Source organism: Microbispora sp. H13382, from assembly GCF_014161445.1.
Lineage (GTDB): Bacteria > Actinomycetota > Actinomycetes > Streptosporangiales > Streptosporangiaceae > Microbispora.
The window spans coordinates 115,516-139,829 of sequence record NZ_JABBXA010000018.1; the positions used below are offsets into that span (position 1 = coordinate 115,516).

General features: G+C 72.3%; 26 protein-coding genes and 1 pseudogene. 14 read left to right on the top strand and 13 right to left on the bottom strand.

Going from position 1 to position 24,314, the window contains the following annotated elements; genetic code table 11:
• Nucleotides 1-80: 80 nt before the first annotated feature.
• Nucleotides 81-548, top strand: coding sequence for an SPW repeat protein (locus tag HHX41_RS29540; RefSeq protein WP_169982600.1), 468 nt, complete (start codon nucleotides 81-83; stop codon nucleotides 546-548).
• Between the two features lie 112 nt (nucleotides 549-660).
• Here the strand turns inward: HHX41_RS29540 and HHX41_RS29545 are convergent, their stop codons facing one another.
• The 7 genes from HHX41_RS29545 to HHX41_RS29575 form a co-directional block, all read right to left on the bottom strand.
• A complete protein-coding gene (locus tag HHX41_RS29545; RefSeq protein ID WP_169982605.1) occupies nucleotides 661-1,572 on the bottom strand; it encodes a LysR family transcriptional regulator in 912 nt (303 codons plus the stop codon).
• Between the two features lie 34 nt (nucleotides 1,573-1,606).
• Nucleotides 1,607-2,452 carry a serine hydrolase gene (locus HHX41_RS29550; RefSeq protein ID WP_310742244.1) on the bottom strand — a complete coding sequence of 282 codons (846 nt, stop codon included), beginning with the start codon at nucleotides 2,450-2,452 and terminating at the stop codon, nucleotides 1,607-1,609.
• A gap of 13 nt (nucleotides 2,453-2,465) precedes the next feature.
• Nucleotides 2,466-4,082: an amidohydrolase family protein gene (locus HHX41_RS29555; RefSeq protein WP_182908565.1), complete on the bottom strand. Its 1,617-nt coding sequence runs from the start codon at nucleotides 4,080-4,082 to the stop codon at nucleotides 2,466-2,468.
• Nucleotides 4,079-4,852, bottom strand: a complete 774-nt coding sequence (locus HHX41_RS29560) for an amino acid ABC transporter ATP-binding protein (protein ID WP_283246784.1) — start codon at nucleotides 4,850-4,852, stop codon at nucleotides 4,079-4,081. Before HHX41_RS29560 ends, HHX41_RS29555 begins: the two co-directional genes overlap by 4 nt.
• Entirely contained in the window at nucleotides 4,849-5,763 is a 915-nt protein-coding gene (locus tag HHX41_RS29565; RefSeq protein WP_310742245.1) for an amino acid ABC transporter permease, read from the bottom strand. The genes HHX41_RS29560 and HHX41_RS29565 overlap by 4 nt, the downstream gene beginning before the upstream one ends.
• Nucleotides 5,754-6,638: an ABC transporter substrate-binding protein gene (locus HHX41_RS29570; protein WP_182908566.1), complete on the bottom strand. Its 885-nt coding sequence runs from the start codon at nucleotides 6,636-6,638 to the stop codon at nucleotides 5,754-5,756. The genes HHX41_RS29565 and HHX41_RS29570 overlap by 10 nt, the downstream gene beginning before the upstream one ends.
• A gap of 113 nt (nucleotides 6,639-6,751) precedes the next feature.
• The gene (locus tag HHX41_RS29575) at nucleotides 6,752-8,326 is read right to left on the bottom strand and encodes a pentapeptide repeat-containing protein (protein ID WP_182908567.1); all 1,575 of its coding nucleotides are present in this window, start codon (nucleotides 8,324-8,326) and stop codon (nucleotides 6,752-6,754) included.
• 133 nt (nucleotides 8,327-8,459) lie between these two features.
• On the opposite strand from HHX41_RS29575, the gene HHX41_RS29580 reads away from it, so the two are divergent.
• A complete protein-coding gene (locus tag HHX41_RS29580; RefSeq protein ID WP_182908568.1) occupies nucleotides 8,460-9,323 on the top strand; it encodes an SDR family oxidoreductase in 864 nt (287 codons plus the stop codon).
• A gap of 54 nt (nucleotides 9,324-9,377) precedes the next feature.
• Here the strand turns inward: HHX41_RS29580 and HHX41_RS29585 are convergent, their stop codons facing one another.
• Nucleotides 9,378-9,578, bottom strand: coding sequence for a DUF3072 domain-containing protein (locus HHX41_RS29585; RefSeq protein ID WP_169982610.1), 201 nt, complete (start codon nucleotides 9,576-9,578; stop codon nucleotides 9,378-9,380).
• A gap of 59 nt (nucleotides 9,579-9,637) precedes the next feature.
• The gene (locus tag HHX41_RS29590; protein WP_220504524.1) at nucleotides 9,638-10,174 is read right to left on the bottom strand and encodes a hypothetical protein; all 537 of its coding nucleotides are present in this window, start codon (nucleotides 10,172-10,174) and stop codon (nucleotides 9,638-9,640) included.
• A 378-nt stretch (nucleotides 10,175-10,552) separates the two neighbouring features.
• Here HHX41_RS29590 and HHX41_RS29595 point away from each other — a divergent pair, with 378 nt between their 5' ends.
• The 3 genes from HHX41_RS29595 to HHX41_RS29605 are packed head-to-tail and all read left to right on the top strand — an operon-like array spanning nucleotide 10,553 to nucleotide 13,289.
• Nucleotides 10,553-11,191 carry a GPP34 family phosphoprotein gene (locus tag HHX41_RS29595; protein ID WP_182908569.1) on the top strand — a complete coding sequence of 213 codons (639 nt, stop codon included), beginning with the start codon at nucleotides 10,553-10,555 and terminating at the stop codon, nucleotides 11,189-11,191.
• A 29-nt stretch (nucleotides 11,192-11,220) separates the two neighbouring features.
• Nucleotides 11,221-12,693: an APC family permease gene (locus HHX41_RS29600; protein WP_310742246.1), complete on the top strand. Its 1,473-nt coding sequence runs from the start codon at nucleotides 11,221-11,223 to the stop codon at nucleotides 12,691-12,693.
• A complete protein-coding gene (locus tag HHX41_RS29605) occupies nucleotides 12,690-13,289 on the top strand; it encodes a GNAT family N-acetyltransferase (RefSeq protein WP_220504525.1) in 600 nt (199 codons plus the stop codon). The genes HHX41_RS29600 and HHX41_RS29605 overlap by 4 nt, the downstream gene beginning before the upstream one ends.
• 32 nt (nucleotides 13,290-13,321) lie before the next feature.
• Here the strand turns inward: HHX41_RS29605 and HHX41_RS42030 are convergent, their stop codons facing one another.
• Nucleotides 13,322-13,582 (bottom strand): GntR family transcriptional regulator, encoded by a 261-nt coding sequence (locus tag HHX41_RS42030; RefSeq protein WP_220504526.1) that lies wholly within the window; start codon nucleotides 13,580-13,582, stop codon nucleotides 13,322-13,324.
• Nucleotides 13,583-13,879: 297 nt separating this feature from the next.
• Here HHX41_RS42030 and HHX41_RS42410 point away from each other — a divergent pair.
• Nucleotides 13,880-13,984: pseudogene (locus tag HHX41_RS42410) on the top strand (IMP dehydrogenase); the annotation flags it as partial.
• A 55-nt stretch (nucleotides 13,985-14,039) separates the two neighbouring features.
• Here the strand turns inward: HHX41_RS42410 and HHX41_RS29615 are convergent.
• Both HHX41_RS29615 and HHX41_RS29620 read right to left on the bottom strand, forming a co-directional pair.
• Nucleotides 14,040-15,266: an MFS transporter gene (locus tag HHX41_RS29615; protein ID WP_182908571.1), complete on the bottom strand. Its 1,227-nt coding sequence runs from the start codon at nucleotides 15,264-15,266 to the stop codon at nucleotides 14,040-14,042.
• A 319-nt stretch (nucleotides 15,267-15,585) separates the two neighbouring features.
• Complete coding sequence (locus HHX41_RS29620; protein ID WP_169982615.1) at nucleotides 15,586-16,401, bottom strand: DeoR/GlpR family DNA-binding transcription regulator; 816 nt, start codon at nucleotides 16,399-16,401, stop codon at nucleotides 15,586-15,588.
• Between the two features lie 70 nt (nucleotides 16,402-16,471).
• On the opposite strand from HHX41_RS29620, the gene HHX41_RS29625 reads away from it, so the two are divergent.
• A complete protein-coding gene (locus HHX41_RS29625) occupies nucleotides 16,472-17,452 on the top strand; it encodes a YafY family protein (protein ID WP_182908572.1) in 981 nt (326 codons plus the stop codon).
• A gap of 186 nt (nucleotides 17,453-17,638) precedes the next feature.
• On the opposite strand, the gene HHX41_RS29630 is transcribed toward HHX41_RS29625, so the two are convergent.
• Complete coding sequence (locus HHX41_RS29630; protein WP_182908573.1) at nucleotides 17,639-18,475, bottom strand: MBL fold metallo-hydrolase; 837 nt, start codon at nucleotides 18,473-18,475, stop codon at nucleotides 17,639-17,641.
• A 290-nt stretch (nucleotides 18,476-18,765) separates the two neighbouring features.
• Between HHX41_RS29630 and HHX41_RS29635 the strand changes: the two genes are divergently transcribed.
• From HHX41_RS29635 to HHX41_RS29660, 7 genes are all read left to right on the top strand, one after another.
• Complete coding sequence (locus HHX41_RS29635; protein ID WP_182908574.1) at nucleotides 18,766-19,302, top strand: RNA polymerase sigma factor; 537 nt, start codon at nucleotides 18,766-18,768, stop codon at nucleotides 19,300-19,302.
• On the top strand, nucleotides 19,299-19,781 hold the full coding sequence (locus HHX41_RS29640) for a hypothetical protein (protein ID WP_182908575.1): 483 nt from the start codon (nucleotides 19,299-19,301) through the stop codon (nucleotides 19,779-19,781). Before HHX41_RS29635 ends, HHX41_RS29640 begins: the two co-directional genes overlap by 4 nt.
• 253 nt (nucleotides 19,782-20,034) lie before the next feature.
• The gene (locus HHX41_RS39865) at nucleotides 20,035-20,283 is read left to right on the top strand and encodes a hypothetical protein (protein ID WP_220504527.1); all 249 of its coding nucleotides are present in this window, start codon (nucleotides 20,035-20,037) and stop codon (nucleotides 20,281-20,283) included.
• 106 nt (nucleotides 20,284-20,389) lie between these two features.
• Nucleotides 20,390-20,689, top strand: a complete 300-nt coding sequence (locus HHX41_RS42415; protein ID WP_396795383.1) for a nucleotide disphospho-sugar-binding domain-containing protein — start codon at nucleotides 20,390-20,392, stop codon at nucleotides 20,687-20,689.
• A 4-nt stretch (nucleotides 20,690-20,693) separates the two neighbouring features.
• A complete protein-coding gene (helR, locus tag HHX41_RS29650; protein ID WP_182908576.1) occupies nucleotides 20,694-22,841 on the top strand; it encodes an RNA polymerase recycling motor ATPase HelR in 2,148 nt (715 codons plus the stop codon).
• A 94-nt stretch (nucleotides 22,842-22,935) separates the two neighbouring features.
• Nucleotides 22,936-23,574, top strand: coding sequence for a LysE family translocator (locus tag HHX41_RS29655; protein ID WP_310742247.1), 639 nt, complete (start codon nucleotides 22,936-22,938; stop codon nucleotides 23,572-23,574).
• Nucleotides 23,571-24,314, top strand: coding sequence for an alpha/beta fold hydrolase (locus tag HHX41_RS29660; RefSeq protein ID WP_182908577.1), 744 nt, complete (start codon nucleotides 23,571-23,573; stop codon nucleotides 24,312-24,314). The genes HHX41_RS29655 and HHX41_RS29660 overlap by 4 nt, the downstream gene beginning before the upstream one ends.

The following is a 24,314-nucleotide window of genomic DNA, read 5'->3' on the forward strand; positions in this document are numbered from 1 at the left end:
AATAAAAATCGAGAATGCCGGGATTTTTGGGGGTATGGCCGTTTGCACAAACGCACGCAGCAGGAAAGGCGGAACCAGACATGGTTGGACCCACCGGCCTCGAGCGTCATCCCGACGTCACCGAACTGCGACAGACCTACGATCGGGCGGGCTCGACGGCCCCCGCCCAGGTATTGGAGGGGTTGTCCTTCCTGGCCGGCCTTTACCTGGCCCTCTCGCCGTGGATCGTCGGGTTCTTCGGACTCCGCGGCCTGACCGTCAGCAACCTCGTCACCGGCCTCGTGATCTCCGCTCTCGCTCTCGGGCTCGCGTCCGCCTACGGCCGCACGTACGGACTGGGGTGGCTGCTCCCGCTGCTTGGCGTGTGGGCGATCGTCTCGCCGTTTGTGGTGCGCGCGGGACGTGAGGCCACGGCGACGACCATCTGGAACAACGTGGCGATCGGCATCGTGACCCTTGCGCTGGGAGCCGCCGCACTGGCGATGGCACAGGCGTTCCGCCGGCATGAGCGGGGCGAGCGGAGCGCGCGCAGACTGGGCAACTGGTGACAGAAGCGGCGCCCGGCCCGCGGCAGGCGGGCCGGGCGCCGTGCTGTCAGCCCACGGGGCCGGTCGCCACCTGGGCGGTGGCAACCAAGGCCCGGCTCGCGCGGGGACGCGCTCAGCGCAGGGTGACGCTGAGACGGGCCGAGGCGTCTCTGAGGTAGTCGACGAAGGCGCGCAGGGCGGGGTTGGGGTTGGTCGGGCGGAGGGCGGCGCCGACCCGCCGGTAGAGCTTCTGCCCCTCCACCTGGCAGACCTGGATCCCCGCCGCTCCCTGCACGCCGAGGCTCGGCACGAGGGCCACGCCGAGCCCGGCCCGGACCAGGCCGAGCGTCACCTCGTAGTGGTCGCTGCGGCAGCGGATGGTGGGCGTGAACCCCTCCAGGGCGCTGGCCCGCTCCAGCACCGACACCGGGGTCTCGGTGCCGAACGTGGTGATCCACGGCTCGTCGGCCAGGTCGGTCAGCCGGACGCGGGGGCGGCTTCCCACGGGGTGGCCGAGCGGCATGACGAGCAGCTGCGGCTCGTCGAACAGGTGGACGACCTCGACGCCCTTCGGCGCCTTCCAGGGGTCCAGCGCGTGCTCGAACACGACCAGCACGTCCAGCTCGCCGCGTTCCACGTCGGTCAGCAACTCGTGCGGCTGCCCGAGCACCAGGTCGAGCACGACGCCCGGATGGCGGGCCGTGAAGGACGACAGCGCCATCGGCAGCAGCCGGTAGCCGGCCGAGGCGAAGAACCCGATACGCAACTGCCCGGCGTCCGCCCGCGCCTGCGCGAGCAGGTCCTTCTCGGCGGATTCGATGAGGTCGAGCACCTCCTGGGCCCGCCCGGCCAGGCGGTGACCCGCCGCGGTCAGCCGCAGGCTGTGCGCGGCCCGCTCCACCAGCCCGACCCCCGCCTCCTCCTCCAGCCGGGCGAGCTGGTGGGAGACGGCCGAGGGCGACAGCCGCAGGGACTTGGCGGCTCCGGCGATGCTCCCGGTCCTGAAGACCTCCAGGAGCACCTTGAGGCGGTGGCTGCTGAGCATGCCCCCAGTATCGGCGACCTGGCATCCACGCTGGTCACAGCGGGAAGCCGAGCCATCGGGGCGGAAGGACGCTGGCGGCGACGGCGAGGCCCGCCTGCCGGATCGCCCGGACCAGGGCGTGCTCGCGGCCCACCGGCCCGTGCGCGAGCACGGCGTAGCCCTCCCACCGCGTCCCGGCCATGACGCCCACGTCGGCCCGGGTGCCGGCGTCGGTGCCGGTCTTGTTCGCCACCCAGACCCCGGCGGCGTACGGCAGGGCCACCGGCGGGTCGCGGTCCTCGGGCTCGTGCGGGAGCAGCGCGGGCACCAGGGCGCGGTCGGTGTTGTGCGCCATCCAGCCGAGCAGCAGCCGCTGCCACGGCTCGCGGCCGTGCGCCAGGGACCGCATGAGCCCGGCCAGCTCGCGCGCCGTCCCGGTGGCGAAGGCCGGCGGATGCACCGGGAGCCTGGGCTCGCGGATCCTGTCGTGGATCCGGGTCCTGGCCAGTCCGAGCGCGGCGGCGGCCGCGTCCACCCGGGCGAGCCCGAGCCGCCGCAGCAGCGCGTTCGTCGCGGTGTTGTCGCTGACGGAGGCGGTGAGCAGCGCGAGGTCGCCGGCCGTCCAGACGCGGGCCGAGAGATCGGTCAGCAGGCCCGACCCGCTCGCGTAGTCCTCGTCGAGCAGCGGCACCGGCTCGTCCGGGTCCACGACGCCCCCCGCCACGTCCTGGGCGAGCGCCGCGAGCAGCAGCACCTTGCCGGTGCTGGCCAGCGGCAGCACCACGTCCTCGTTCACGCCGAGCAGGCCGGGAACGCAGACGGCCAGCGTGCCCGGACAGGCGGCCGCCGCCTCGGCCAGCCGTGCCGCCCCCGGCACGCCGCCGGCGTCCTTTCCGCTCACCACGTCATTCCTTTCACAGAGCCAGCACCGAACCCGGACGCGCGCCGGTCTCCTCGCCGTCGCGCACCACCACCTGACCACCCGCGACGACCACGTCGATCCCGGCGGGCGGCAGCAGAGGCTCGGTGAACGTCGCCAGGTCGGCCACCGCCGCGGGGTCGAAGACCACCAGGTCGGCGTGCGCGCCGTCGCGGATCACCCCGCGCCCGGTCAGCCCGAAACGGGCCGCGGCCATCCCGGTCATCTTGTGCACCGCCTCCTCCAGTCGCAGCAGCCCCAGCTCCCGGACGTACCGCCCGAGCACCCGGGGGAACGTCCCGGCCCAGCGCGGGTGCGGGCGCCCGCCCGGCTTCGGCACGCCGTCGGAACCGATCATCGTGTACGGCGCGGCCAGCACCCGCCGCACGTCCTCCTCGACCATCGAGTGGCTGATGATCGTCACCTCGCCCGCCTCGGCCACCAGCAGGTCGGCGGCCACGTCGAGGGGATCGGCGCCGGCCGAGGCCGCGAGGTCGGCGATGGTCCTGCCCTCGGCCTGAGGATGGCGGGGCGCGCAGGCGACCGAGATGCGGTCCCAGCCGCCGTTGCCGACCGTGTTCTCCCAGCCGGGCACGCCCTCCGCGATGGCCCGGCGCATCCTGTCCCGCTCGGCGGGGTCGCCGAGCCGCGCCGTGAGCGCCCCCAGGCCGCCGTCGTTCGCCCAGGGCGGCAGCATGGCGGCCAGCGCCGTGCTGCCCGCGGTGTAGGGGTAGACGTCACAGGTGATGTCCATCCCCTCGGCCCGCAGCGCGGCGATGCGCGGCAGCGTGCGCTCGGTGCGTCCCCAGGCGTACCGGCCCGCGGTCTTGTGGTGCGAGACGTGCAGCGCCGCGCCGCTGCGCCGGGAGATCTCGATCGCCTCCTCCAGCGCCTCCTCCACGCGCGACATCTCGTCACGCAGGTGGGTGACGTACGGCTTGCCGTGCCGGGCGGCCACCGCGGCGAGCGCCACGACCTCGTCGGTCCCGGCGTACGAGCCGGGGGTGTAGATGAGGCCGGTGGACAGCCCGGCCGCGCCCTGCGACAGGGAGGCGTCGAGCAGCGCGCACATCGCGCGCAGCTCATCGGGCCGGGCGGGCCGGTCGACCGGGCCGAGCACGCCCGCCCTGAGCGTGCCGTGGCCGACCAGCGAGGCCAGGTGGTTGGCCCGGAGCACCCGCGCGTGCGCGGCGGCGAAACCCGCGAAGTCGGCGTACATGCCGACGTCGCCGCCGAAGGTGATCCGCGCCTCGGCGCGCATCGCCGGCAGCCGCTCCGGCAGGGCCGGGAAGAGGCCGGACCCGCAGTTGCCGCAGATCTCGGTGGTGACGCCCTGCAGCACCGACGCCCGCACCAGCGCCCTGCCGGAGCCGCCGCCGGACGGGCCGAGCAGCGTGACGCCGTCGGAGTGCGTGTGCACGTCGACGAACCCGGGGGAGACGACGCGCCCGCGCGCGTCGATCACCTCCGCCGCGCCGCCCGTGCGGGGGGCCTCGCCCGGGGCCAGCACGGTCAGCCGCCCGGCGGCCACGCCGACGTCGGCGGGCCGCCCGGGGCGGCCCGTGCCGTCCACCAGCAGGCCACCCCGGATGAGCAGGTCGAAGCCGGTCACCGGACCTGCCCGAGGAAGGTGCGCAACCGCTCGTGGCGGGGCGCGGAGAGCACCTCGCGCGGGTCGCCGCGCTCGACGATGACGCCGTCGTCCATGAACACGAGCTGGTCGCCGACCTCCCGGGCGAAGTTCATCTCGTGGGTGACGACCATCATGGTCATGCCGGTCGCCGCGAGGTCCCGCATGACGGCCAGCACCTCCTGCACCAGCTCGGGGTCGAGCGCGCTGGTCGGCTCGTCGAACAGCATCAGGCTGGGCCGCATCGCGAGGCTGCGGGCGATGGCCACCCGCTGCTGCTGGCCGCCGGACAGCTGGGCCGGGTAGTGGTGGGCGCGGTCGGCCAGGCCGACCCGCTCGAGCAGCTCCTCCGCCTGCCGTCTGGCCTGGGCGGCGCGCGTGCCCAGCACGGTGACCGGCCCCTCCATGACGTTCTCGATCGCGGTGCGGTGCGGGAACAGGTGGAAGCGCTGGAACACCATGCCGATGCCGCGCCGCTGCCGGGACAGCTCGGCCGGGCGCAGCGCGTGCAGCCGGCCGCCGCGCTCGGCGTAGCCCATCAGCTCGCCGTTCACCCAGATCCGGCCCGAGTCGATCGTCTCCAGGCGGTTGACGCAGCGCAGCAGGGTCGACTTGCCCGACCCCGACGGGCCGACGATGCACACCACCTCGCCGGCGGGGACGTCGAGGTCGATGCCCTTGAGCACCTCCAGAGCGCCGAACCGCTTGCGGACCGCGCGGATGCGCACCATCGGCTGGTCAGGGCCGCTCATGAGGGCTCCTTCTGCAGGGGCCGCAGGTTGCGGCGGACCCGGGAGGACAGCCGCACGTGGCCGCGTTCGAACCGCTTCTCCACGAAGTGCTGGCCGACGCTCGCGATCGTGGTGAGCACGACGTACCAGATCGAGGCGACCACGAGCATCGCGATGACCTCGAAGTTGCCGAGGTAGATGCGCTGCGCCACGGTCAGCAGCTCGGCTCCGGCGATCACCGAGACCATCGAGGTGGTCTTCAGCATCGAGATGAACTGGTTGCCGGTCGGCGGGATGATCACCCGCATGGCCTGCGGCAGCACCACGCGGCGCAGCACCTGCCGGTGCGACATGCCGAGCGACTCGGCCGCCTCCCGCTGGCCGGGGTCGACCGAGCGGATACCCGCGCGGACGATCTCCGCCATGTACGCGCCCTCGTTGATGGCCAGGCCGAGCAACGCCGCGGTGAACGGCGTGATGACCTCGTTGGCCTGCCATTCGATCAGCTTGGGCCCGCCGAACGGGACGCCGATCGCGAAGGCGGGGAAGACCAGCCCGATGTTGAACCAGAAGATGAGCTGCACCAGCAGCGGCGTGCCGCGGAAGAACCACGTGTAGAGCGCGGAGGTGCCGCGCAGCGCGGGGTTGTCCGACAGCTGCATGACGGCGGCGAGCACCCCAAGCACCAGGCCGATGGCCATGGACAGCACGGTGAGCTGGATCGTGACCCACAGACCGCCGAGGATCCTGCCGTCGGCCAGGTAGGCGACGATGACGTCCCAGTGCAGGTTCTCGTTGACGATGACCGTGTAGGCCAGCCAGACCAGGAAGAGGAGGGCGGCGGCCGCCCCGAGCCACCGGCCGGGCCGTACGGGACGCACGGCCTCGATCGGCAGCTCGGCGGCGGCCTCCTGCTCCCGGGTCACTTCCACGGCTGGGTGTTGACCAGCACGCCGTCGACGGCGTTGGCCGCCACGCCGTACTCGTCGAGCACGGCCTTGTAGCCGCCGTCGGCCTGGAGCTCCTCCATCGCCTTGGCGACCGCGTCGCGCAGCGCCGTCTTGCGCTTGTCGACGGCGATGCCCCACGGCCCGGCGTCGTACTGCTCGGGCAGCACGTCGTACTTGCCGGTGTCCTTGGCGTACATGACGGCGACGGGGTAGTCCACGATCGTGGCCACGGCGCGCCCGGAGTCGATCGAGAGCAGGCCGGTGGGCGCGTCCTCGCTCTGCATGATCTTCATCTTCGTGGCGCACTTCTCGTTCTGCTTCTCGCCGATGGCGAGGTTGGAGCTGCCCTTGGCCAGCACCACCGTGCGGCCGCACAGGTCCTCGAGGTTCTTGATGCCGTCGGGGTTGCCCTTCTTCACCATGATGGCGCCGCCCGCGTTGAAGTAGTCGACGAAGTCGACCGCCGCGCGCCGCTCCTCGGTGTCGCTCATCGAGGACATCACGATGTCCCAGCGCCCGCCCTGCAGGCCGGGGATGAGCCCGTCGAAGGCCGCGTTGGTGATCGAGAACTTCAGCCCGAGCTTGGCCGCGATGGCCGCGCCGAGATCGGGGTCGACACCGGTGAGCTCCTGGGTGCCCTTCTTGTACATCTCCATCGGGGGGTAGCCCTCGGACGTGGCGACCCGCAGCGTGCCCGTCTTGCGCACGTCCTCGGGGACCAGGTCCTTGGCGGTCTTGCCCGTCGTCGCCGCCGCGTTCTCGCCCGCGGCGGTTCCGGACGACGAACGCCCGCAGCCGCCGGCGAGCGCCGACACGACCAGCGCGCCGACTATGGCCACATATAGGCGCTTTGTCATGGAACCTCCTGTTTTGCGAACGATTGAGCTTATGCTGGCGACAGGAGGTATCGGCCGTAACACTCGTGAACGCTTGCGCTTCTGAGCATCGAAGATTTCGATGCTCGCGCGCCTCAGCCTCCGGCCTCGTGCGCCGGGCGGGAGGCGGACGCCGCGGGCCGTACGACCGCGACCCGGGCACGCTGAACGCCGTGCTTGCCAGCCGGGCGCGCCATTGCGGTCCAGCACACCGCGCCCGCGGCGAGAGCCGCCACCAGCGTGAGCCACCCGAGGGCACGCCCCGCGCGCAGGCCGTACCCGCAGGCGAGCCAGTACAGCGACAGCAGCAGCCTGGCCCGGCCGCGCGCACTGCCCAGCCGCCGCATCTCCATCGCGCCGAACGCGAAGTCGGCCGCCACCCGCGCGTCGTCGACGCCCGGCCGCAGCCGCTCGTACACGGCCGCCAGGCGCGCCGGGTCGGGCGCCGGGTCCTCGGCGGGGACGGCGGCGGTGTGCCCATCCGCCTCCGGCGGCCAGCCCCGCCACAGGTGCTCGTCGGCGATGACCCGGCGGCGGCTCCACCACCGTACGGGCGGCCAGCCCAGCCGCAGCCCGAACCCGCCCGGCGGCGCGGCGAACAGGCACTCCCGCAGGCGCAGGCCCTCGGGGCGGCGCAGCCCGCCGAGGCCGCACCCGCGCAGGTCGGCGCCGGTCAGCGTGAGCGCGCCCGCGTCGAGGCCGTCGAGCGAGGTCACGCGCAGCCGGCCGGCGCGACGGGTGACGGCGGACGGCCCGGCGAGCGTGGCGTCCCGCAGGTCGACCTCGGCGTCGGACAGCCGTGCGGTGAGCCGCCCGAGAACGGCCGAACGCAGCACCACCCGGCACCCGCCGGTGTCCAGGTGCAACGGCGCGCGGGACCGTACGCCCGCCAGCGACAGCCGCCGCACGACCCGCATCGGGCCGAGGTAGGCCGCCCCCTCGAAGCGGGCGCCCTGGAAGTCGGCGCCCGCCTCCCAGCCCGAGCCGCGGAAGGAGACGGCCCGGTGGAACCGGGCCCCGCGGAAGCGGGCGTCTCCATGGAAGACGGCCGCGTCGAACGCGGCGAACCCGTGGAACCGCGCGTCCTGGAACGTCGCCGTCCCCGCCCTTTCCGGAAGGGCCCCACCGAACCGCGCATCACCGAACCGCGCATCACCGAACCGTGCCCCGCCGAACCGTGCCCCGCCGAACAGGGCGTCGCCGCGCACCGTGACCCGGTCGAACGCGGCGTGGCCGCACACCCGCGCGTCGTGCAAGGACAACTCGCGCAGGAACCGGGCCTCGCGGAAGGAGACGTTGCGCAGGAACCGGGCTCCGTAGAACGAGGCGAGACGCTCGAACCCGGCGTGGTCGAAGGTCGCGTCGCCGGCGAAGACGACCTCGGCGAAGCGGGCCGGGCCGGTGAAGACCACGCGGTCGAACCTGGCCCGGCCGAGACGGCGCTCCACGCCGTCGAGGACCCGCGTGAGCAGGTCCTCCGGCAGGACGGTGCCGCGCAGGTCGAGGGACTGACCCGGCGCCAGGCCCCGCAGGACCTCGGCCGACTCGACCGGCGTGAGGTGCGCGAGGCACCTGGCGTACGGTTCGCAGACGACGCCCAGGCACTCGGGCGCGGCGTCGCACGTTCTCCAGACCACGTCGAGCGGAGCGATCCGCGACCGGGGTGTCATGGCAACGTCATACCCGATGTCCCATCTCGGGGCATTAAAGCGTGATGGATAGGTAACACTGTGTATCGATCGCGATCGCCCCGGGGCTCGCCGGCGGCCGTTTGCCCTGGCGGGCCGGGGGTACCCGACGTGCATGTCTGAGCAGCCGAACTCCACACCGCCACCGCAGACGCAGCAGTACCCCGGCCGGACAGGCGAGATGGCGCCCGAGCCCAGGGACGAGATGCGCGACTACGCCGGACGCGACCTGCTGGCTGGCAAGCGTGCGCTCGTCACAGGAGGCGACTCCGGCATCGGGCGGGCCGTGGCCGTGGCGTTCGCCAAGGAGGGGGCGGACGTCGCGATCGCGTACCTGACCGAGCACGAGGACGCCGAGCACACCAGGAAGCTGGTGGAGCAGGAGGGGCGCCGCTGCTTGATCATCCCGGGCGACCTCGCCGATCCCCGCCACTGCGAGGAGGTCGTCGAGCGCACGGTCCGCGAGCTCGGCGGGATCGACGTGCTGGTGAACAACGTGGCCACGCAGACCCCCGTGCAGTCGCTGGAGGAGCTGCCGGACGACCAGTGGACGCGCACCTTCGCTGTCAACATCCACAGCTACTTCCGCGTCACGAAGGCGGCGCTGCGGCACATGCCCGAGGGCGGCTCGATCGTGAACACCTCGTCGATCAACGGGCTGCGCGGAAACAAGCAGCTGATCGACTACTCCGCCACCAAGGGCGCGATCAACGCGTTCACCTACTCGATGGCCCAGGTGCTGGTCGACCGGGGGATCAGGATCAACGCCGTGGCTCCCGGCCCGGTCTGGACGCCGCTCATCCCGGCGACGTTCCCGGAGGAGAAGGTGGACAAGTTCGGTCAGCAGGTGCCGATGGGCCGGCCTGCCGACCCGGACGAGATCGCTCCCTCGTACGTGTTCTTCGCCGCCAACCGGCTGTCGTCGTACTACACCGGGGAGGTCCTCGCCCCGATCGGCGGCGAGACGCTGCCCGGGTGACGGCGCCTGAGCATGCCGAAGGCCGCCCGGGGCCGGGCGACCCTTCGGCTCCGTTCACCCGTTGTCGTTCAGGCGGCGGCTCTGGTCCTGCAGCTCGTCGATCAGCTGGGAGGCCTCGGCCTTGCTGAGTCCCTCCGGCACGTCCCGCCCGGCCTCCCTGGCCAGCGTGCGCAGGTAGGACTCCTGCGGCGCGGTCATCGGCTCGTCCCCCGTCGCCCACTCCTCGGGGTCCTTCTCCACAGGTCCTCGGTCCATGACTCCTCCATTGTCGAACTGCCGTTCGCTCTACCCGTCGTCGTGGCCCGTAACCTGGCTCACCGCGCCGCGGGATGGCGTAGGTAGCGGGCCCGGGTGAGCTCGGAGTCGCCGAAGTCCGGCCGCCGCCGCAGCATCCGCGTGGCCAGCGCGGCGCCCGTGGCACAGCCCGCGGCCAGCGCCGCCGCCGCGGCGAACACCGAGCCGGCGCGGGTGGACGGAGGCTCCGGCCGTACGGCCCGGGCCCGCCAGGCGCGCAGCCACATCGCCTCGGCTGCCGCGTCGAGAAGATAGACGGGCCGGATGCGGCCGGTGGGCACGTAGACCAGGTCGACGGCGAGCAGCGCCGCCGCCGTGGCCATGCCGAGACGGCGCGCGTGGTCGGCGCCGCCGGGCACGGACGCGGCGCGGACCTGCGTCCATCCGATCCCGACGAGCAGCCCGGCGACGGTGCGTTCCAGCCACCGGTCGGTCTTCGCGCCGAACACCCTCTCGAAGCTCGGCAGGTGCAGGAGCGGCCACAGCCCGCCCGCGATGTTGAAGAGCCCGTGGGCGCGGGCCAGAGCCGCCGCGCCCCTGTCGTCCTGGATCGTCATAGGCCGACGATGCCCGGCCGCAAAACGGACAAACCGCGCTCGGTTCGGCCGGTGGGCGGTGGGTAGGCGCACGTGGAGCAGCGAGGGGGAGGATGCCATGCCGGGAAATTTCAAGATTCGGCCACTCGGGGGAGCGTCGGGCTGCCTCATGATGATCGTCATCTCGATCGTCGCGTCGATCCTGCTCACGATCCTGGCGAATGTCCTGATCCGCTGACACGTTCCGCATCCGTCAGTGCGACGGACCGTAATTGCATTACCCAAAAGCGCATTCCGGTTGGCATTATTTATGTATCGGGCGGAGAACCGCGAAGTCGCTCACACAATACGATTTCGTGCGATGACAGATGAAACAATTCGCCTATATGATCGCCGACCGTGGCTGAAAGCGATCTTTCGAGCCCGTCCCTTGTCGATGATCTGTACTTTGTCCTGCACGACAATGTGACGGGTCATCCGTTGCTACATCCCCGGCTCACGGGGCTGACGCTGGCCGGCGCGGTCCTCGCCGAGCTGATGCTCGCCGAGCGCGTGGCGTTCGACTTCGCCTCGAACCCCGAGCGCCTCCACGCGACGGTCCGGGAGGCCACCGGGGACCCGCTCACCCGCACGGTGCTCGATCACGTCATCGCCGAACCGCACCACCCGGTCGGCACGTGGCTGCTCTTCTTCGCCCGGACGATCCACGCCGACGTCACCGCCCGAATGATCGCCGCGAACCTGCTGAAGCCTCCGGTCAGGCACCTGCTGAAGCAGCAGCCCGCGGCGCCGGCGGACATCAACACGGCCGCGTGGCCGCTCGCCCGGCTGAACCTCGCCGTGCAGCGGCGCAAGCCGCCAGCGGTCCGGGACTGCGTCCTCCTGGGCCTCCTGGCCGCGGCCGGCGCACAGCGGATCCTGTCCGAGCACGATCCCCGGTTCGTGGCCGCCGCGACCGCCATGCTCCCCGTAGCCCTGCAGCGACTCATCGCCCAGACCAAGGTCGCCGTCGGCGAGGCTGTCATCAGCCGCCGGTGACCTCCGACCCCCCTCACACGGAGTTCCAGGTGTCCCTCACAGAGCAACGGCCCAGCGTCGTCACCGCGGCACTGGCCCAGGACCGGCTCGGCGTGCCGTCCATCGTGTTCTTCGTCATCTCCGCGGCGGCGCCGCTGATGGTCGTCGCGGGTTCGGTCCCGACGGCGTACACGGTGACGGGCGTCATCGGCGTCCCGTTCGCGTTCCTGTTGCTGGGCGCCGTCTTCGCGCTCTTCGCCGTCGGATACGTGACCATGGCCCGGCACGTGGTGAACGCGGGCGCCTTCTACGCCTACGCCGCCCAGGGGCTCGGCCGGACCCAGGGAGTCGCGACCGCATGGGTGGCGCTGCTGGCCTACAACGCGCTGCAACTCGGCCTCTACGGAATCATCGGATCGGCCGCCGAGCCGCTGCTCGTCGACTGGTTCGGCGGCTCGCCCCCGTGGTGGGTGATCGCGCTCGTGGCCTGGGGGCTGACCGGCCTGCTCGGTCTGCTGCGGGTGGACGTCAACGGGAAGATCCTGTCCGTCCTGCTGATCAGCGAGATCGCCATCGTGCTGCTGTTCGACCTCGGCGACGTGACGCACGCGGGGCCGGGCGGCATCAGCTTCGAGGGCTTCAGCCCCGGCGCGCTGTTCGTGCCCGGTGTGGGTGCGGCGCTCGCCACCGTCGTCGCGGGGTTCGCCGGCATCGAGTCGTCGGTGGTCTTCGCCGAGGAGTCCAAGGACCGCCACCGGACCGTGCCGATCGCCACCTACCTGGGCATCGCGATCATCGCTCTGCTGTACTCGTTCTCCGCCTGGGCGCAGACGGTGCCGACCGGGCCGGACGGGATCGTCAAGGCCGCCTCGGAGCAGGGGACCGAGCTCATCTTCAACCAGGCCGCCGCGCACCTGGGCTCCGCCGTCTCGACGATCGGCTCGGTGCTGTTCGTGACCAGCAGCGTCGCCTGCATGATCGCCTTCCACAACACCACGGCCCGCTACATCTTCGCCCTGGGCCGGGAGAACGTCCTTCCCTCGATCTTCGGCCGTACCTCGGCCCGCACCGCCGCTCCGATCGCTGGGTCGCTGCTGCAGACGGTGCTCGGGCTGATCGTGATCACCGTCTACGCGATCTCCGGCCTCGACCCGGTCACCAAGATGTTCTTCATCTTCGGCACCTTCGGCGGTCTCGGGCTGCTGACCCTGCTCACCGTCACCTCGATTTCGGTGATCGTGTTCTTCTCTCGTGACCCTCGGGGGGAGACGACCTGGCGCACCCGCATCGCCCCGGCTCTGGCGATCCTGGCGCTCTGCGTGATCATCGGCCTCACCCTGGTCAACTTCGACACGGTCCTCGGAGTCGAGCCCGACTCGATCCTCCGCTGGATCCTGCCCGGCATCTTCGTCGTCGCGATCATCCTCGGCCTCGTCTGGGGCCGGGTGCTGAAGTCGACGCGGCCCGAGGTGTACGCCAACATCGGCCTGGGCGCGCAGGCCGTCGGCGGGGGCGTCAAATGACGGTCGAGATCATCCGGATGACGGACGCGGACGCCGCCGGCGGGCTCATCGCCGACACGTTCCACATCGACGAGATCACCAGGTGGCTCATCCCGCGCGCGGAGGACCGCCTGCCCATGCAGCGGCGGTTCTTCACGCTGTGGGCCGGGCACGCGCTGGAGCACGGCGACGTGTACGGCATCCGGGAATCGGGTGAACTGGCCGGTGTGGCGGTCTGGTTCGCCGCGCCGTTCCCCGAGATCCCCGGAGAGCAGGAGGCGATCGCGTCCTTCGCCGGGGACAACGCCGAACGCTACGGCGTCCTCGGTCAGCTGTTGGACAAGCTCCACCCCCGTGAGCCGCACCACTACCTGGCGTTCATCGCCCTGGAGCGGGGCAGGACCGGCCGCGGCCTCGGCAGCGTGCTGCTGGAGGAGCACCACCGCAGGCTCGACGCCGAAGGGATCCCGGCCTACCTGGAGGCCAGCAGCGAGGCGAGCCGGCGGCTCTATCTCCGCCACGGCTACACCGACATGCCGGAACTGCTCCGGATTCCCGGCGGCCCGGTCATGTATCCCATGTGGCGCGAGCCCCGCTCGTCCGGCGCCGCCGGATAGCACCTGCCGGTGGGGACGGGGCGGCCGGCCGCTCAGCCGCCGCCCGTCTCCTCGGCGCGGGTGGACACGTACGCCCCGCGCCCCTCGACCGTGTACACGAGTCCCTCGCCGCTGAGCACCTCCACGGCGCGGCGCACGTCCTCGGGGGCGAACCCCTGCTCGCGCACCAGGCGCTCCTCCGGCGGCAGGGGGCGGTCGGGCTCGATCCGGCCCCGCACTATCTCCTCGCGGAGCATCGCCGCGAGCCGCCGGTACGCCGGGACCGGCTCCTGGGGATCGTTGGTGACGGCCACGCCCCACCCCTGCCCGGCGCCGTCGGCCCCAACCCTCGCCCCCTCGATCGCGTCCGCAGGGGTGCCCTGTCGGTACACCTTTCGCGAGTGCCTTCCTGCCCGGCTGACCAGCTTCTGTGATGGGTAGTAGGCAGTCCGCCGATCCGGCCGTGAGTGGCCTGACGGCATGGCCACCCCCGGCACGCCCCACCCGGACCTGGTCCCCTCCCCGCTGGCCGCCTCCGACGTGCTGGGCACCGGCTGGTTCGCCGCCGTCGCCGCACTCAAAGACCTCACCGACAGCCTCGGGGCGCACTCGAGCTCATCCGGCTCATCTGGGACCGCACGATCGACCCCGGCAAGGTCTTCGACCTCGACCTGCCCCTCGACCGGGCCGCCGAGGGCTACCGGGCCATGGACTAACGCCGCGCCGTCAAGACGCTGCTCCGGCCCTGACCGATCACCGCCCCCGCGGCTGTCATCGGGCGGGCTCGGCGTCGCGATCGGCCGCGGGTTCCGGCCGGGGCGTGCGCAGCGCCGGTGCGGCGAGGGCCACGAACAACGCGAGCACGGCGGGCACCAGCAAGGCGTACGGCAGGGTGACGGCCTCGGCCAGGCCGCCGATGAGAACGGGCCCGGTGAGGAAGCCGGTGTAACCGAGGCTCGCCACGGCGGCGAGCGCACGGCCCGACTGGGCGGGGTCGCGGTGCCCGGCGGCGGAGAACACCTGGGGAACGATGCACGACAGGCCCGCGCCGAACAGCCCGAATCCCACCACCCCGGCCACGGGGTGACCGACGAGGACCCCGGCCGCGAGGCCCACCCCGGCCAGCCCTCCGCAGCAGCGGACCAGCGTGACCGGCCCCAGCCGGGCGGCGAGACGGTCCCCGGCGAACCGGCCGGCCGTCATCATGATCGAGAACGCGGCGTACGCGGCCGCGGCGAAGCCGGGGGAGGAGCCCAGGTTGTCGCGCAGGTAGACCGAACCCCAGTCGGCCGAGGCGCCTTCTCCGACAAGGCAGCAGAAGGCGAGGACACCGAGGAACAGCACGGCGCTGTTGACCCGCCGCCGCCGTGCCGGGCCGGTTCCGGGGGACGCGGCCTGCGCCGCTTCTCGCGCCGGGTCGTCGCGGACGGCCCAGCGCGCGCTCAGCAGGGCGATGAGCAGGATCACCGCGCCCATCGCCGCGAAGGTCACCCCGGGGCTCACCCCGGCGTGGGCGAACAGCCCGCCCGCGGACGCCCCCGCGAAGCCGCCGACGCTGAACACCGCGTGGAAGGACGACATGATCGGCTTGCCGTAGGCCCGTTCGACCACGACGGCGTTGGCGTTCATGGCCACGTCGAGGGTGCCGTGCACCGCGCCGAACGCGAACAGGGAGAGCGCGAGCGCCGGCAGGTTCGGCATGTAGGCGGGGATCACCAGGACCAGGCCCTGGACGACGGCCATCGGCAGCATGGTCCGGTAGCTGCCGTGACGGTCCACCAGGCGGCCGACGACCTGCATGCCGGTGATGGCGCCGGCCGCGATGCCGAGCAGTCCCAGGCTGAGCGCGCCGTCGCTGAGCCGCAGGTCCGCCTTGATGGCGGGGATCCTGCTGGTCCACGTGCCGATGGCCATGCCGGACAGCAGGAACAGTCCGTAGACGGCCACGCGTGCGCGTAGGAGCGCCGGGTGGGGTGGGGCGGACAGAGCAGCGGCCATGTGTGCTCCTCGGGGGCACTGGAGGTTCGGACTGGAAGGTTCTTCTGTGCAGCCCGCGCGGGGGCGCCCGGCGGGGACGGGCTGGTGAGCGGCGCGGCCGGCCGAAGTCCGCTGCTATGTGGACGGCGTGTGCCGGACGGTGGACGTGAGCTGTGCGAACGCTCACGCCCGGTGTTCGCGGCGCGCCGCCATGAGGCGGCGACGGCCTGGGTTCGCGCGGGCGGGGGAGTGGAGTGGTCCTCTGGTGTCGTGTCCGCCCTGGCCTGTACGGCGCGGACGCGGGCCTGGGCCCGGGAGCGTGCGAGGCGAGAGGCGCCGCTCAGGTGGCAGGGCTCGACTCCGGGGCCGAGACGGGGGATGAGACAGGAGCGGAGGCGGGGACGGCCCTTACGGTGACGCCGGCGGCGGTGAGCGCGTCGTGCTGGTCCCGGGGAATGCCCTCGTCGGTGACCACCACGTCGAGCCGGTCGAGCCCGCAGACCGCGCCGAAGGCCGTACGGGTGAACTTGCCCGAGTCGCACACGGCGACGACGCGGCGGGCCGAGGCGATCGCGGCCTGTTTGATCGCCACCTCGGGCAGATCGTGCGCGGTCAGGCCGTGCTCGGCCGAAAGGCCGCAGCAGCCGATCACCGCGGTGTCGAACCGGAGGGCCCTGATCGAGGTCTCGGTGAGCGGCCCGACGAAGTTCAACTCCCCGTGCCGCACCTCCCCGCCGGGCAGGACGAGGCGGACGCGGGGGGCGCCCGTCAGTTCCTGGGCCGCCTGCAGTGCCAGCGGCAGGACGGTCAGACGGCGCTCGCGCACGGCCCGGGCGACTTCGAGCGCGGTCGTGCCGCCGTCGAGCAGCACGGCCTCGCCGTCGGCCAGAAGAGCGGCGACCTCCGCGCCGATGCGGCGCTTGGCGTCGATCGCCTCACGCTCACGCACGCCGAAGGGCGGTTCCTCGCCGCGCAGAAGCAGGCTCAGCGCACCACCGCGGACGCGCCGGACCACCCCCTGCTGGGCGAGCTCGTCCAGGTCGCGCCGGATGGTCATCTCCGACACGCCGTACGCCAGCGCCAGTTCTGCCACGGAGACGCTGTCGGACGTGCGCAGTGCGTTCATGATCGCCCGGATCCGGTCAGCACTTTCCATGTGTGCATTTGAACACAGCGAATGTGCGAAAGCAAGTAAATCTACTTTGTAAAGGTGGCAGACTGGTCACATGCGCGCGAGCCGGTTGCTGTCCCTGCTGCTCCTGCTGCAAACCCGCGGCAGGATGACCGCCACAGAAATCGCCGAAGAGCTCGAGGTGTCGGTCCGCACCGTCTACCGCGACGTCGAGGCCCTGTCGGCCGCCGGCGTGCCCGTCTACGCCGATCGCGGGCCGCTCGGCGGATACCGGCTGCTCGACGGCTACCGTACGCGCCTCAACGGGCTCACCGTGGAGGAGGCCTCGTCCCTGTTCCTGGCCGGTCTGCCGGGCCCGGCCGCCGAGCTGGGGCTCGCCGACTTCGCCGCGGCGGCGGAGCTGAAGCTGCTGGCCGCGCTGCCGCCCGAGCCGCGATCCCATGCGGCCAGGATGCGGGAGAGGTTCCACCTCGACGTGCCGGGCTGGTACCGGGGGGCCGACGAGGCGCCGTTCCTCACGGAGGTCGCGGAGGCGGTGTGGGAGGAGCGGACGCTGCGGCTGCGCTACCGCCGGTGGGGGCAGACCGAGGTGGCACGGCTGGTGCGTCCCTACGGCCTGGTGCTCAAGGGCGGTTCCTGGTACCTCGCCGCCGCCTGCGACGGCACGGTGCGCACCTACCGTGTGGGCCGGATCGTCGAGGCCGAAGTGCTGCCCGAGCGCTTCGAACGGCCGCCGGACTTCGACCTCGCCGAGTTCTGGCGCGGCTTCGCCGCGGGGTTCGCCTCACGGATGTACACGGCCGAGGCGGTGGTGCGGCTCGCGCCGGGAGCCGAGGACCTGCTGCGATACACCCTCGGCCGCGACGTCGTCGACAAGGCGCTGGCGGACGGGCAGCCGGAGCCCGGCGGCGGGACCCGGCTGACGCTGCCGATCGAGTCCCTCACACACGCCCGGTGGCTGTTCCTGCGGATGGGCGTCCTCGTCGAGGTGCTGGAGCCGGCCGAGCTGCGCGCGCTGATGGCCGAGGCCGTCGCCGACCTGTCCCGCGTGTACGGCGCGGCACCCGACGGCTGAGCCTTCAGCGGATCTTCCACGGCCGGGCCCATGCGCTGTCGTCAGCCGCCGGAAACGGCTCGCGGCCGCGGCGCGGGCCGCGTCCTGCGCGGCGGCCGGACGGCGGCCAGACGGTGGGCGGGCGTGGTCGACGCGGGGCTTGAGCGGCGGTGGCCCGCGCGCACCGGCTGCGTCGCACACCGATCGCTAGCGGGGCGCCCGGTCGCGGTCGCTTCTTCCGGCGAGGCGTTGGAGTTGTCCTTGGTGCACGTCGCTCACCCACTCCCAGCCGGGCTTGGCCGATGGGCCGATCCGTGGGTCGGCGGGGACGTGGCCGTTGCGCAACGCGAGTACGTACGCCCGATCCTGGTCGATGCGTGCCTGTACCTGGCCGGATCCGCCGACGGAACCGTGGCCCGGGACGACGACGTCGACGCCGCCGGCCACGCCCTCGAGCAACCGCAGCGCGGCGAGGTAGTCCTCGATCGGGTCGGTGGTGCCGTCCGCGTCGAGCATCGGAATCAAGACATCGGAAAGCATGTCGCCGGCGAGGAGAACCCCGCGTTCCTCGATCAACAGCGCCGCGTGGCCCGGGGCATGCGCTCGATGCTCGATGATCCGGACCCCGGGGCCGTCCCAGGGAATCCGCGCGGTTTCGGCGGGCAGACCGGTGATGAGGCCGAGCAGGTCCAGCGGTACCCGCCCGGCGATTTCCGTCTCCAGCAGGTGGGCCGCGATGCGGGCCTTCGCATCCGCGTCGGGCAGCTGATCTCGGACAGTGGCCGCGCAGCGCGCCGTGCCGTAACGGGGCGCCTCGCCGAGCCGGGCGTGCCAGAGCAGGTGATCCCAATGCGGATGGGTGGAAAACCCTGCCACGACGGGCTGACCCAACTCGCGAAGGTCGTTCGCGAGGCAGTCGAGCTCGGAGCCGGTCACCCCGGGGTCGATGAGCAACACACCGGCCCGGCCCTGCACCGCGACGGCGTTGCTCTGCACGAACTCGCTCTCGTGGACCCACACACCCTCAGCGACCCGCGTCAGCACGAGCCCGCCTCCTTGAGAAGCCCCGCCCGGAGCACCTGCATCGAGTAAACGAAGCGGTCCATCAACTCCCAAAGTAATTGCACTCTGCAACTACTACATGGGAGCGAAATACCTGTCAAGGAGCAATCGTGGAACCACGGTCCGGCCGTCGACGGGGACCGACTCCTCGACTTCTGTGGTCTCGCGGAGCGCACACCACCCGACCGGCACCTGCCCGACCACGCCTTCGTCCGGCGATCGTGAACCTTCTCGGTCTTGCGCCCGACTGTGCAGGGTGACGGGAGGACGAGATGACCGATGAGCTGCTGGTGGTCCGCGCTCAGCTGGGCGAGCGCGGGGCGCTGGCCGAGCTGCTGGCTCGGTGGCGGATGCCGGTGTGGACGTATGTCCGGCGCATGCTGGACGCTGACCGGGCCGACGACGTGAGCCAGGAGATCTGGCTGGCTGTGGTTCGCGGCCTGCCCCGCCTCAGGGAACCCGGCCGGTTCGTGCCGTGGTTGTTCACGATCGCCCGGCGGTCGGTCACCGACCGGCTGCGTGACGAGTACGCCCAGGCCGAGGAGACCTCGGCATTCGGTGACATCGCGGGCGAAGGGATCGCCGAAGACCCGGCCGAGGTCATGGTGGAGCGTGCCGCGCTGGTGAGCGTGCTGTCGGCTCTGCCGGTGCTGGAGCGGGAGATCCTCGTCCTGTTCTACCTGGAGGACCTGCCGGTCGAGGTATGTGCCCACGTCTGCCAGGTCCCGGCCGGAACGGTCAAGTCCCGGCTCAACCGCGCCCGTCGCCTGTTGCGGGAGAGCCTTGAGGAGAAGGGACACACGTCATGAACAACGAGCCGCGCCGGTCGGCGCAGGACATGATCGAGCACCTGGCGCCGGTGCTGTCGCTCAGAAGGCGGATCCGGGCGGTGACGGCGCTGATGGCCGGCGTGGCCGGCGCGGTCTTCGTCAGCACGTTGTGGTGGTCGGAGCCCGGCCCGCTGCCCGGACGCACTCATCTGGCGTTCGCGTTGTTCACGGCGCTCTGCCTGGCCTGGGCCGCATACGGGGGATGGCTGCTGACGCGCCGGGTTCCGCTGTTCGCCGCCGACCGGGTGATCGCCGCCTGGATCGGCCTGGCCGCCTCGCTGGCCACCACCGCGGTCGTGACCGTCGTGGCCGTGCGACGCGGCACGGGGGCGGGGCTCGCCCTGGCGGTCGGGGGGCTGTTCGTCGCGGTGGCCGTGGTGCTCGTGGTGCGCGCCCACCTCAGGCGGGCGGCGCTGCTGCGCCGCATGCGCGAGCTGACCGGCCGGGGGAACCCGTGAACGCGCTGGAGACCAGTGGGCCGAGCAGGTGTTACCGCGCCGGTGACCTTGAGCGGGATGCCTGTCTGGCGATACGACTCCGGGGCCGGCCTTCTAACGGATCGACGACGTCCGGGGTTTATGAGGGGAAAGGGGATATCCGCTCCCTTCCATTTTCAACGTATAGCGCACAGGGGGTCTTGCGGCAAGACCCGGGTCGTACCGCAGAATCGTCGGCCTGAGGCCGGAGTCCGCGAAAACGGGGGAGCGCGAAATGCGCGTGTTGTGGTCGACCTATGGGTCACGGGGGGACGTCGAACCGCCGGTGGCGCTCGCCGTGCGGTTGCGGGAACTCCGTGCGGAGGTGCGGGTGTGCGCGCCGCCCGACGAGGTCTTCGCGCAGCGGCCGGCCGGCGTGGGCGTGCCGATGGTGCCGGTCGGCCGGTCGGCGCGCGCACTGACGACGGCCGCGCCGCCGCGCAGGTGGCCGTCGAGGCGATCCGCGTGCGGGGCCGCCGTGTGATCGTCTCCCGCGCCTGGGCGGACCTGGCCCTGATCGACGACCGGGACGACTGCTTCACCGACGGCGAGGTCGACATCAGGCGTCGCTCGCCCGCGTGGCCGCCGTCGTGCACCACGGCGGCGCGTGCACCACGACGACGGCAGCCCGGGCCGGCGCACCCCAGGTGATGGTGCCCCAGGCGGCGGACCGGCCGTACTGGGCCGGCCGTACTGAGCCGGTCGTGCTGGGCATCGGCGGCACACGACGGTCCGGCGCCGTCGATCCAGGACCCGGACCACGAGAACCCGCAGGCCTGTTGACCGGCCGCAGGCGGCTGACGAAGGCCGCCAGGCGGAGCCGCTCGTCACGCCGGTCGCTGTGCCCTGCCGTGCGTAACAGTCGCGAAGCGACCTCAGATCGGAGCTGATGACGTGAATCCTTTGACCACCAGCGCCTTCGACCTTCCCGAACGCCTGTCTCACAAGGCGGACCCGGCGCTGATCTCCGCCGACGAGCGGCACCTCGCCGCCGTCGCGGAGACCCTCGAGCAGTCGATCGCCGAGCTGTCCGCCCGCCTCGACGCCGAGCGCAGGGCGCCCGGCGGTCTGGGCCGGCAGGCGCTGGACCGGGACCTGGAGATCCACCGGCTGACCGCCCGCCTGCGCCTGCTGCGCCGCTTCGGCCTGGACCTGTGCCTGGGACGCATGGTCGGCGCGGACGGCTCCGAGCCGGTGTACGTCGGACGGCTCGGCCTCACGGACGGCGAGGGTCGCAGGCTGCTGCTCGACTGGCGCTCCCCGGCGGCCGAGCCGTTCTTCGGAGCCACCCACGCCAACCCGATGGGTCTGGCGAGCCGCCGCAGGTATCGCTGGACCCGCGGCCGGGTCAGCGACTACTGGGACGAGGTGTTCACCCCGGACGGGCTGGAAGGGCACGCCGCTCTGGACGACCAGTCCGCCTTCATCGCCAGCCTGGGCGGCAGCCGGTCGGGACGGATGCGGGACGTGCTCGGCACCATCCAGGCCGACCAGGACGCCGTCATCCGCGCGGGGTCCCAGGGCGCTCTCGTCGTCGACGGCGGTCCGGGCACGGGGAAGACCGTGGTCGCCCTGCACCGCTCCGCCTACCTCCTCTACTCCGATCCCCGTCTCGGTCACCGCAGGGGCGGGGTGCTGTTCGTGGGCCCGCACCAGCCCTACCTGGCCTACGTCGCCGACGTCCTGCCCAGCCTCGGCGAGGAGGGCGTGCAGACCTGCACCCTGCGAGACCTCGTCGCCGAGGGCGCCACGGCGGCGATCGAGACCGACCCGGACGTAGCCCGCCTGAAGTCGTCCGCGGACCTGGTGAAGGCCATCGAGCCGGCCGTCCGGTTCTACGAGAACCCGCCCACCGAGGGGATGACGGTCACGACCCCCTGGTCCGACGTCTGGGTGAGCCCCGGCGACTGGGCCGAGGCGTTCGACGCGCCGGAACCCGGCACCCCGCACAACGAGGCGCGTGACCGGATCTGGGAGGAGCTGGTCACGATCCTGGTGGACAAGCACGACGACGAAGCGCCGGCCGAGCTCGTCCGCAGGTCGCTGCTGCGCAACAGGGAGCTGCTCACGACCGTCAACCGCGCGTGGCCGCTGATCGAAGCGGCCGACCTCGTCGGAGACCTGTGGTCGGTGCCCGCCTACCTGCGGCTGTGCGCGCCCTGGCTCGCCCCCGAGGAGGTCCGGAAGCTGCAGCGTGCGGACGCCCAGGCGTGGACCGTGTCCGACCTGCCGCTCCTGGACGCGGCACGGCAGCGGCTCGGCGATCCGGAGGCGTCCCGGCGCAGGCGTCGCCATGACGCCGCCGTCGCCGCCCAGCGCGAGCACATGGCGCGGGTCGCCGAGGATCTGATCGAGGCCGACGACTCCGAGATGCTCGTGATGTCGATGCTGCGCGGACAGGACATGCAGGACGCCCTGGTCGACGAGGCCGCGCTGTCCGGCCCCGATCCGGACCGGCTCGCCGGCCCGTTCGCCCACATCGTCGTGGACGAGGCCCAGGAACTCACCGACGCGGAGTGGCAGATGCTGCTGCTGCGCTGCCCGTCCCGGAGCTTCACGATCGTCGGGGACCGTGCCCAGGCCAGGCACGGGTTCACCGAGTCGTGGCGGGAACGGCTCGAACGGATCGGGCTCGACCGGATCACCCTGGCCACCCTGAGCATCAACTACCGGACGCCGAAGGAGGTCATGGCGGAGGCCGAGCCGGTCATCCGGGCCGTGCTCCCGGACGCCAACGTGCCGGCCTCGATCCGCGGCAGCGGCGTCCCCGTCGTCCACGGATCGGCCTGCGACCTGGGCCCGATCCTCGACGCCTGGCTCGCCGGGCACGCCGACGGAGTCGCCTGCGTCATCGGCGACCCCGCCTTCCGGGAGATGCCCCGCGTCCGTTCGCTGACCCCGGAACTGGCGAAGGGGCTCGAGTTCGACCTGGTCGTCCTCGTCGACCCGGAGAGGTTCGGTGAGGGCGTCGAAGGCGCCGTCGACCGCTACGTCGCGATGACCCGCGCGACCCAGCGGCTCGTCATCCTCACCGGCTCCTGACGCCGGCCGTCCGGCGCCGGATCCGCGTGCCCGGATCCGGCGCCGGACGGCAAACAAGTTGCGGCGCTCCGGCCGGCGCCGGGACGATGGCCGTGTGATCTGGCTCGTATTCGTCGGTTCTTGCTTCCTGCTCGCGATGATCCCGGGCGTGAGCACCGCGGTGATCCTGCGGCAGACGCTCAGGGCCGGGCGCTCCTCCGGGGTGGCCGCGCTGCTCGGCAACGAGACCGGCATCTTCCTGTGGTCCATGGCCGCCGTGTTCGGGCTGTCCGCGCTTGTCGTGGCATCCGAGGTCGCGTACGGCGTGATGAAGGCGGTGGGTGCGGCGCTGCTGGTGCTGATGGGCGTGCAATCGCTGTGGAAGGCCAGGCGCGCGCCGGTGGCACTCGACCCGTCCGCGCCGTACGCCGGGGACGAGGCGCGGGCGGCCGCCGGGTGGCGCCGCTCGTACGGGCTGGGGCTCGCCACCTGCGGCGCCAACCCCAAGGCCGCCGTGTTCGCGATGTCGTTTCTGCCGCAGTTCGTGCCGCAGGGCGCACATGTGCCGCTGACGCTGACGATGCTCGCGGTGATCTGGGTGGTCGTGGACGTGATCTGGTACGTCGGGATGATCTGGCTGGTCGGCCGGGCCGGCGCCGTGCTGGGCAGGCCCGCCGTGCGCCGCCGGCTCGAACAGGTGTCGGGGGTGGTGCTGGTGGCACTAGGCCTCCGTGTGGCGGTGGAGGCCCGATGACGATCTGGCACGAGGAACTGGGCTCCGGTGATCCCGTCGTCCTGCTGCACTCCGGCGTCGCCGACTCGGGCATGTGGGATCCCCAGTGGCAGCCGCTGGGGGAGAGGTTCCACGTGATCCGGCCGGACTTCCGGGGCCACGGGCGGACGCCGTACGCCGCGGAGGGGCCGTACTCGGACGCGGGTGACGTCGCGGACCTGCTCGCGGCGCTCGGGCTGCGCCGGGTCGCGCTCGTCGGATCGTCGTACGGCGGCCGGGTGGCACTGGAGCTGGCGACGGGGCATCCCGATCTGGTCTCGCGGCTCGTGCTCCTGAACGCGGGATGCGGCCTGCCGCCCACCCCCGACCTGGAGGCGTTCGGGTCGGAGGAGGACCGGCTGATCGAGGCGGGCGACGTCGGGGGAGCGGTGGACCTCAACGTCCGCACATGGCTCGGCCCGGAGGCGGACGAGCCGGTCAGGACGCGGCTGGCGGCGATGCAGCGTCACGCGTTCGAGGTGCAACTGGCCGCCGACCCCGAGCCCGAGCGGGGGAGGGATCCGATCGACCTGTCGGCGGTCACGGTGCCGGCGCTGGTAGTCGTCGGCGGCCACGACCTGCCGTACTTTCGGGGGAGCGGACGGCACATCGCGGAGGCGATGCCGGACGCGACGCTGCTCGACCTCGACTGGGCCGGTCACCTGCCGAGTCTGGAACGCCCGGCGGAGATCACGGGTCTGCTGTGCGACTTCCTCTCCTGA

Coding starts and splice junctions, on each gene's coding strand:
- HHX41_RS29540 (WP_169982600.1), top strand. CDS start 81: ATGGTTGGACCCACCGGCCTCGAGCGTCATCCCGACGTCACCGAACTG.
- HHX41_RS29545 (WP_169982605.1), bottom strand. CDS start 1,572: ATGCTCAGCAGCCACCGCCTCAAGGTGCTCCTGGAGGTCTTCAGGACC.
- HHX41_RS29560 (WP_283246784.1), bottom strand. CDS start 4,852: ATGAGCGGCCCTGACCAGCCGATGGTGCGCATCCGCGCGGTCCGCAAG.
- HHX41_RS29570 (WP_182908566.1), bottom strand. CDS start 6,638: ATGACAAAGCGCCTATATGTGGCCATAGTCGGCGCGCTGGTCGTGTCG.
- HHX41_RS29575 (WP_182908567.1), bottom strand. CDS start 8,326: ATGACACCCCGGTCGCGGATCGCTCCGCTCGACGTGGTCTGGAGAACG.
- HHX41_RS29580 (WP_182908568.1), top strand. CDS start 8,460: ATGTCTGAGCAGCCGAACTCCACACCGCCACCGCAGACGCAGCAGTAC.
- HHX41_RS29585 (WP_169982610.1), bottom strand. CDS start 9,578: ATGGACCGAGGACCTGTGGAGAAGGACCCCGAGGAGTGGGCGACGGGG.
- HHX41_RS29590 (WP_220504524.1), bottom strand. CDS start 10,174: ATGACGATCCAGGACGACAGGGGCGCGGCGGCTCTGGCCCGCGCCCAC.
- HHX41_RS29605 (WP_220504525.1), top strand. CDS start 12,690: ATGACGGTCGAGATCATCCGGATGACGGACGCGGACGCCGCCGGCGGG.
- HHX41_RS29615 (WP_182908571.1), bottom strand. CDS start 15,266: ATGGCCGCTGCTCTGTCCGCCCCACCCCACCCGGCGCTCCTACGCGCA.
- HHX41_RS29620 (WP_169982615.1), bottom strand. CDS start 16,401: ATGGAAAGTGCTGACCGGATCCGGGCGATCATGAACGCACTGCGCACG.
- HHX41_RS29625 (WP_182908572.1), top strand. CDS start 16,472: ATGCGCGCGAGCCGGTTGCTGTCCCTGCTGCTCCTGCTGCAAACCCGC.
- HHX41_RS29635 (WP_182908574.1), top strand. CDS start 18,766: ATGACCGATGAGCTGCTGGTGGTCCGCGCTCAGCTGGGCGAGCGCGGG.
- HHX41_RS29640 (WP_182908575.1), top strand. CDS start 19,299: ATGAACAACGAGCCGCGCCGGTCGGCGCAGGACATGATCGAGCACCTG.
- HHX41_RS39865 (WP_220504527.1), top strand. CDS start 20,035: ATGCGCGTGTTGTGGTCGACCTATGGGTCACGGGGGGACGTCGAACCG.
- HHX41_RS29660 (WP_182908577.1), top strand. CDS start 23,571: ATGACGATCTGGCACGAGGAACTGGGCTCCGGTGATCCCGTCGTCCTG.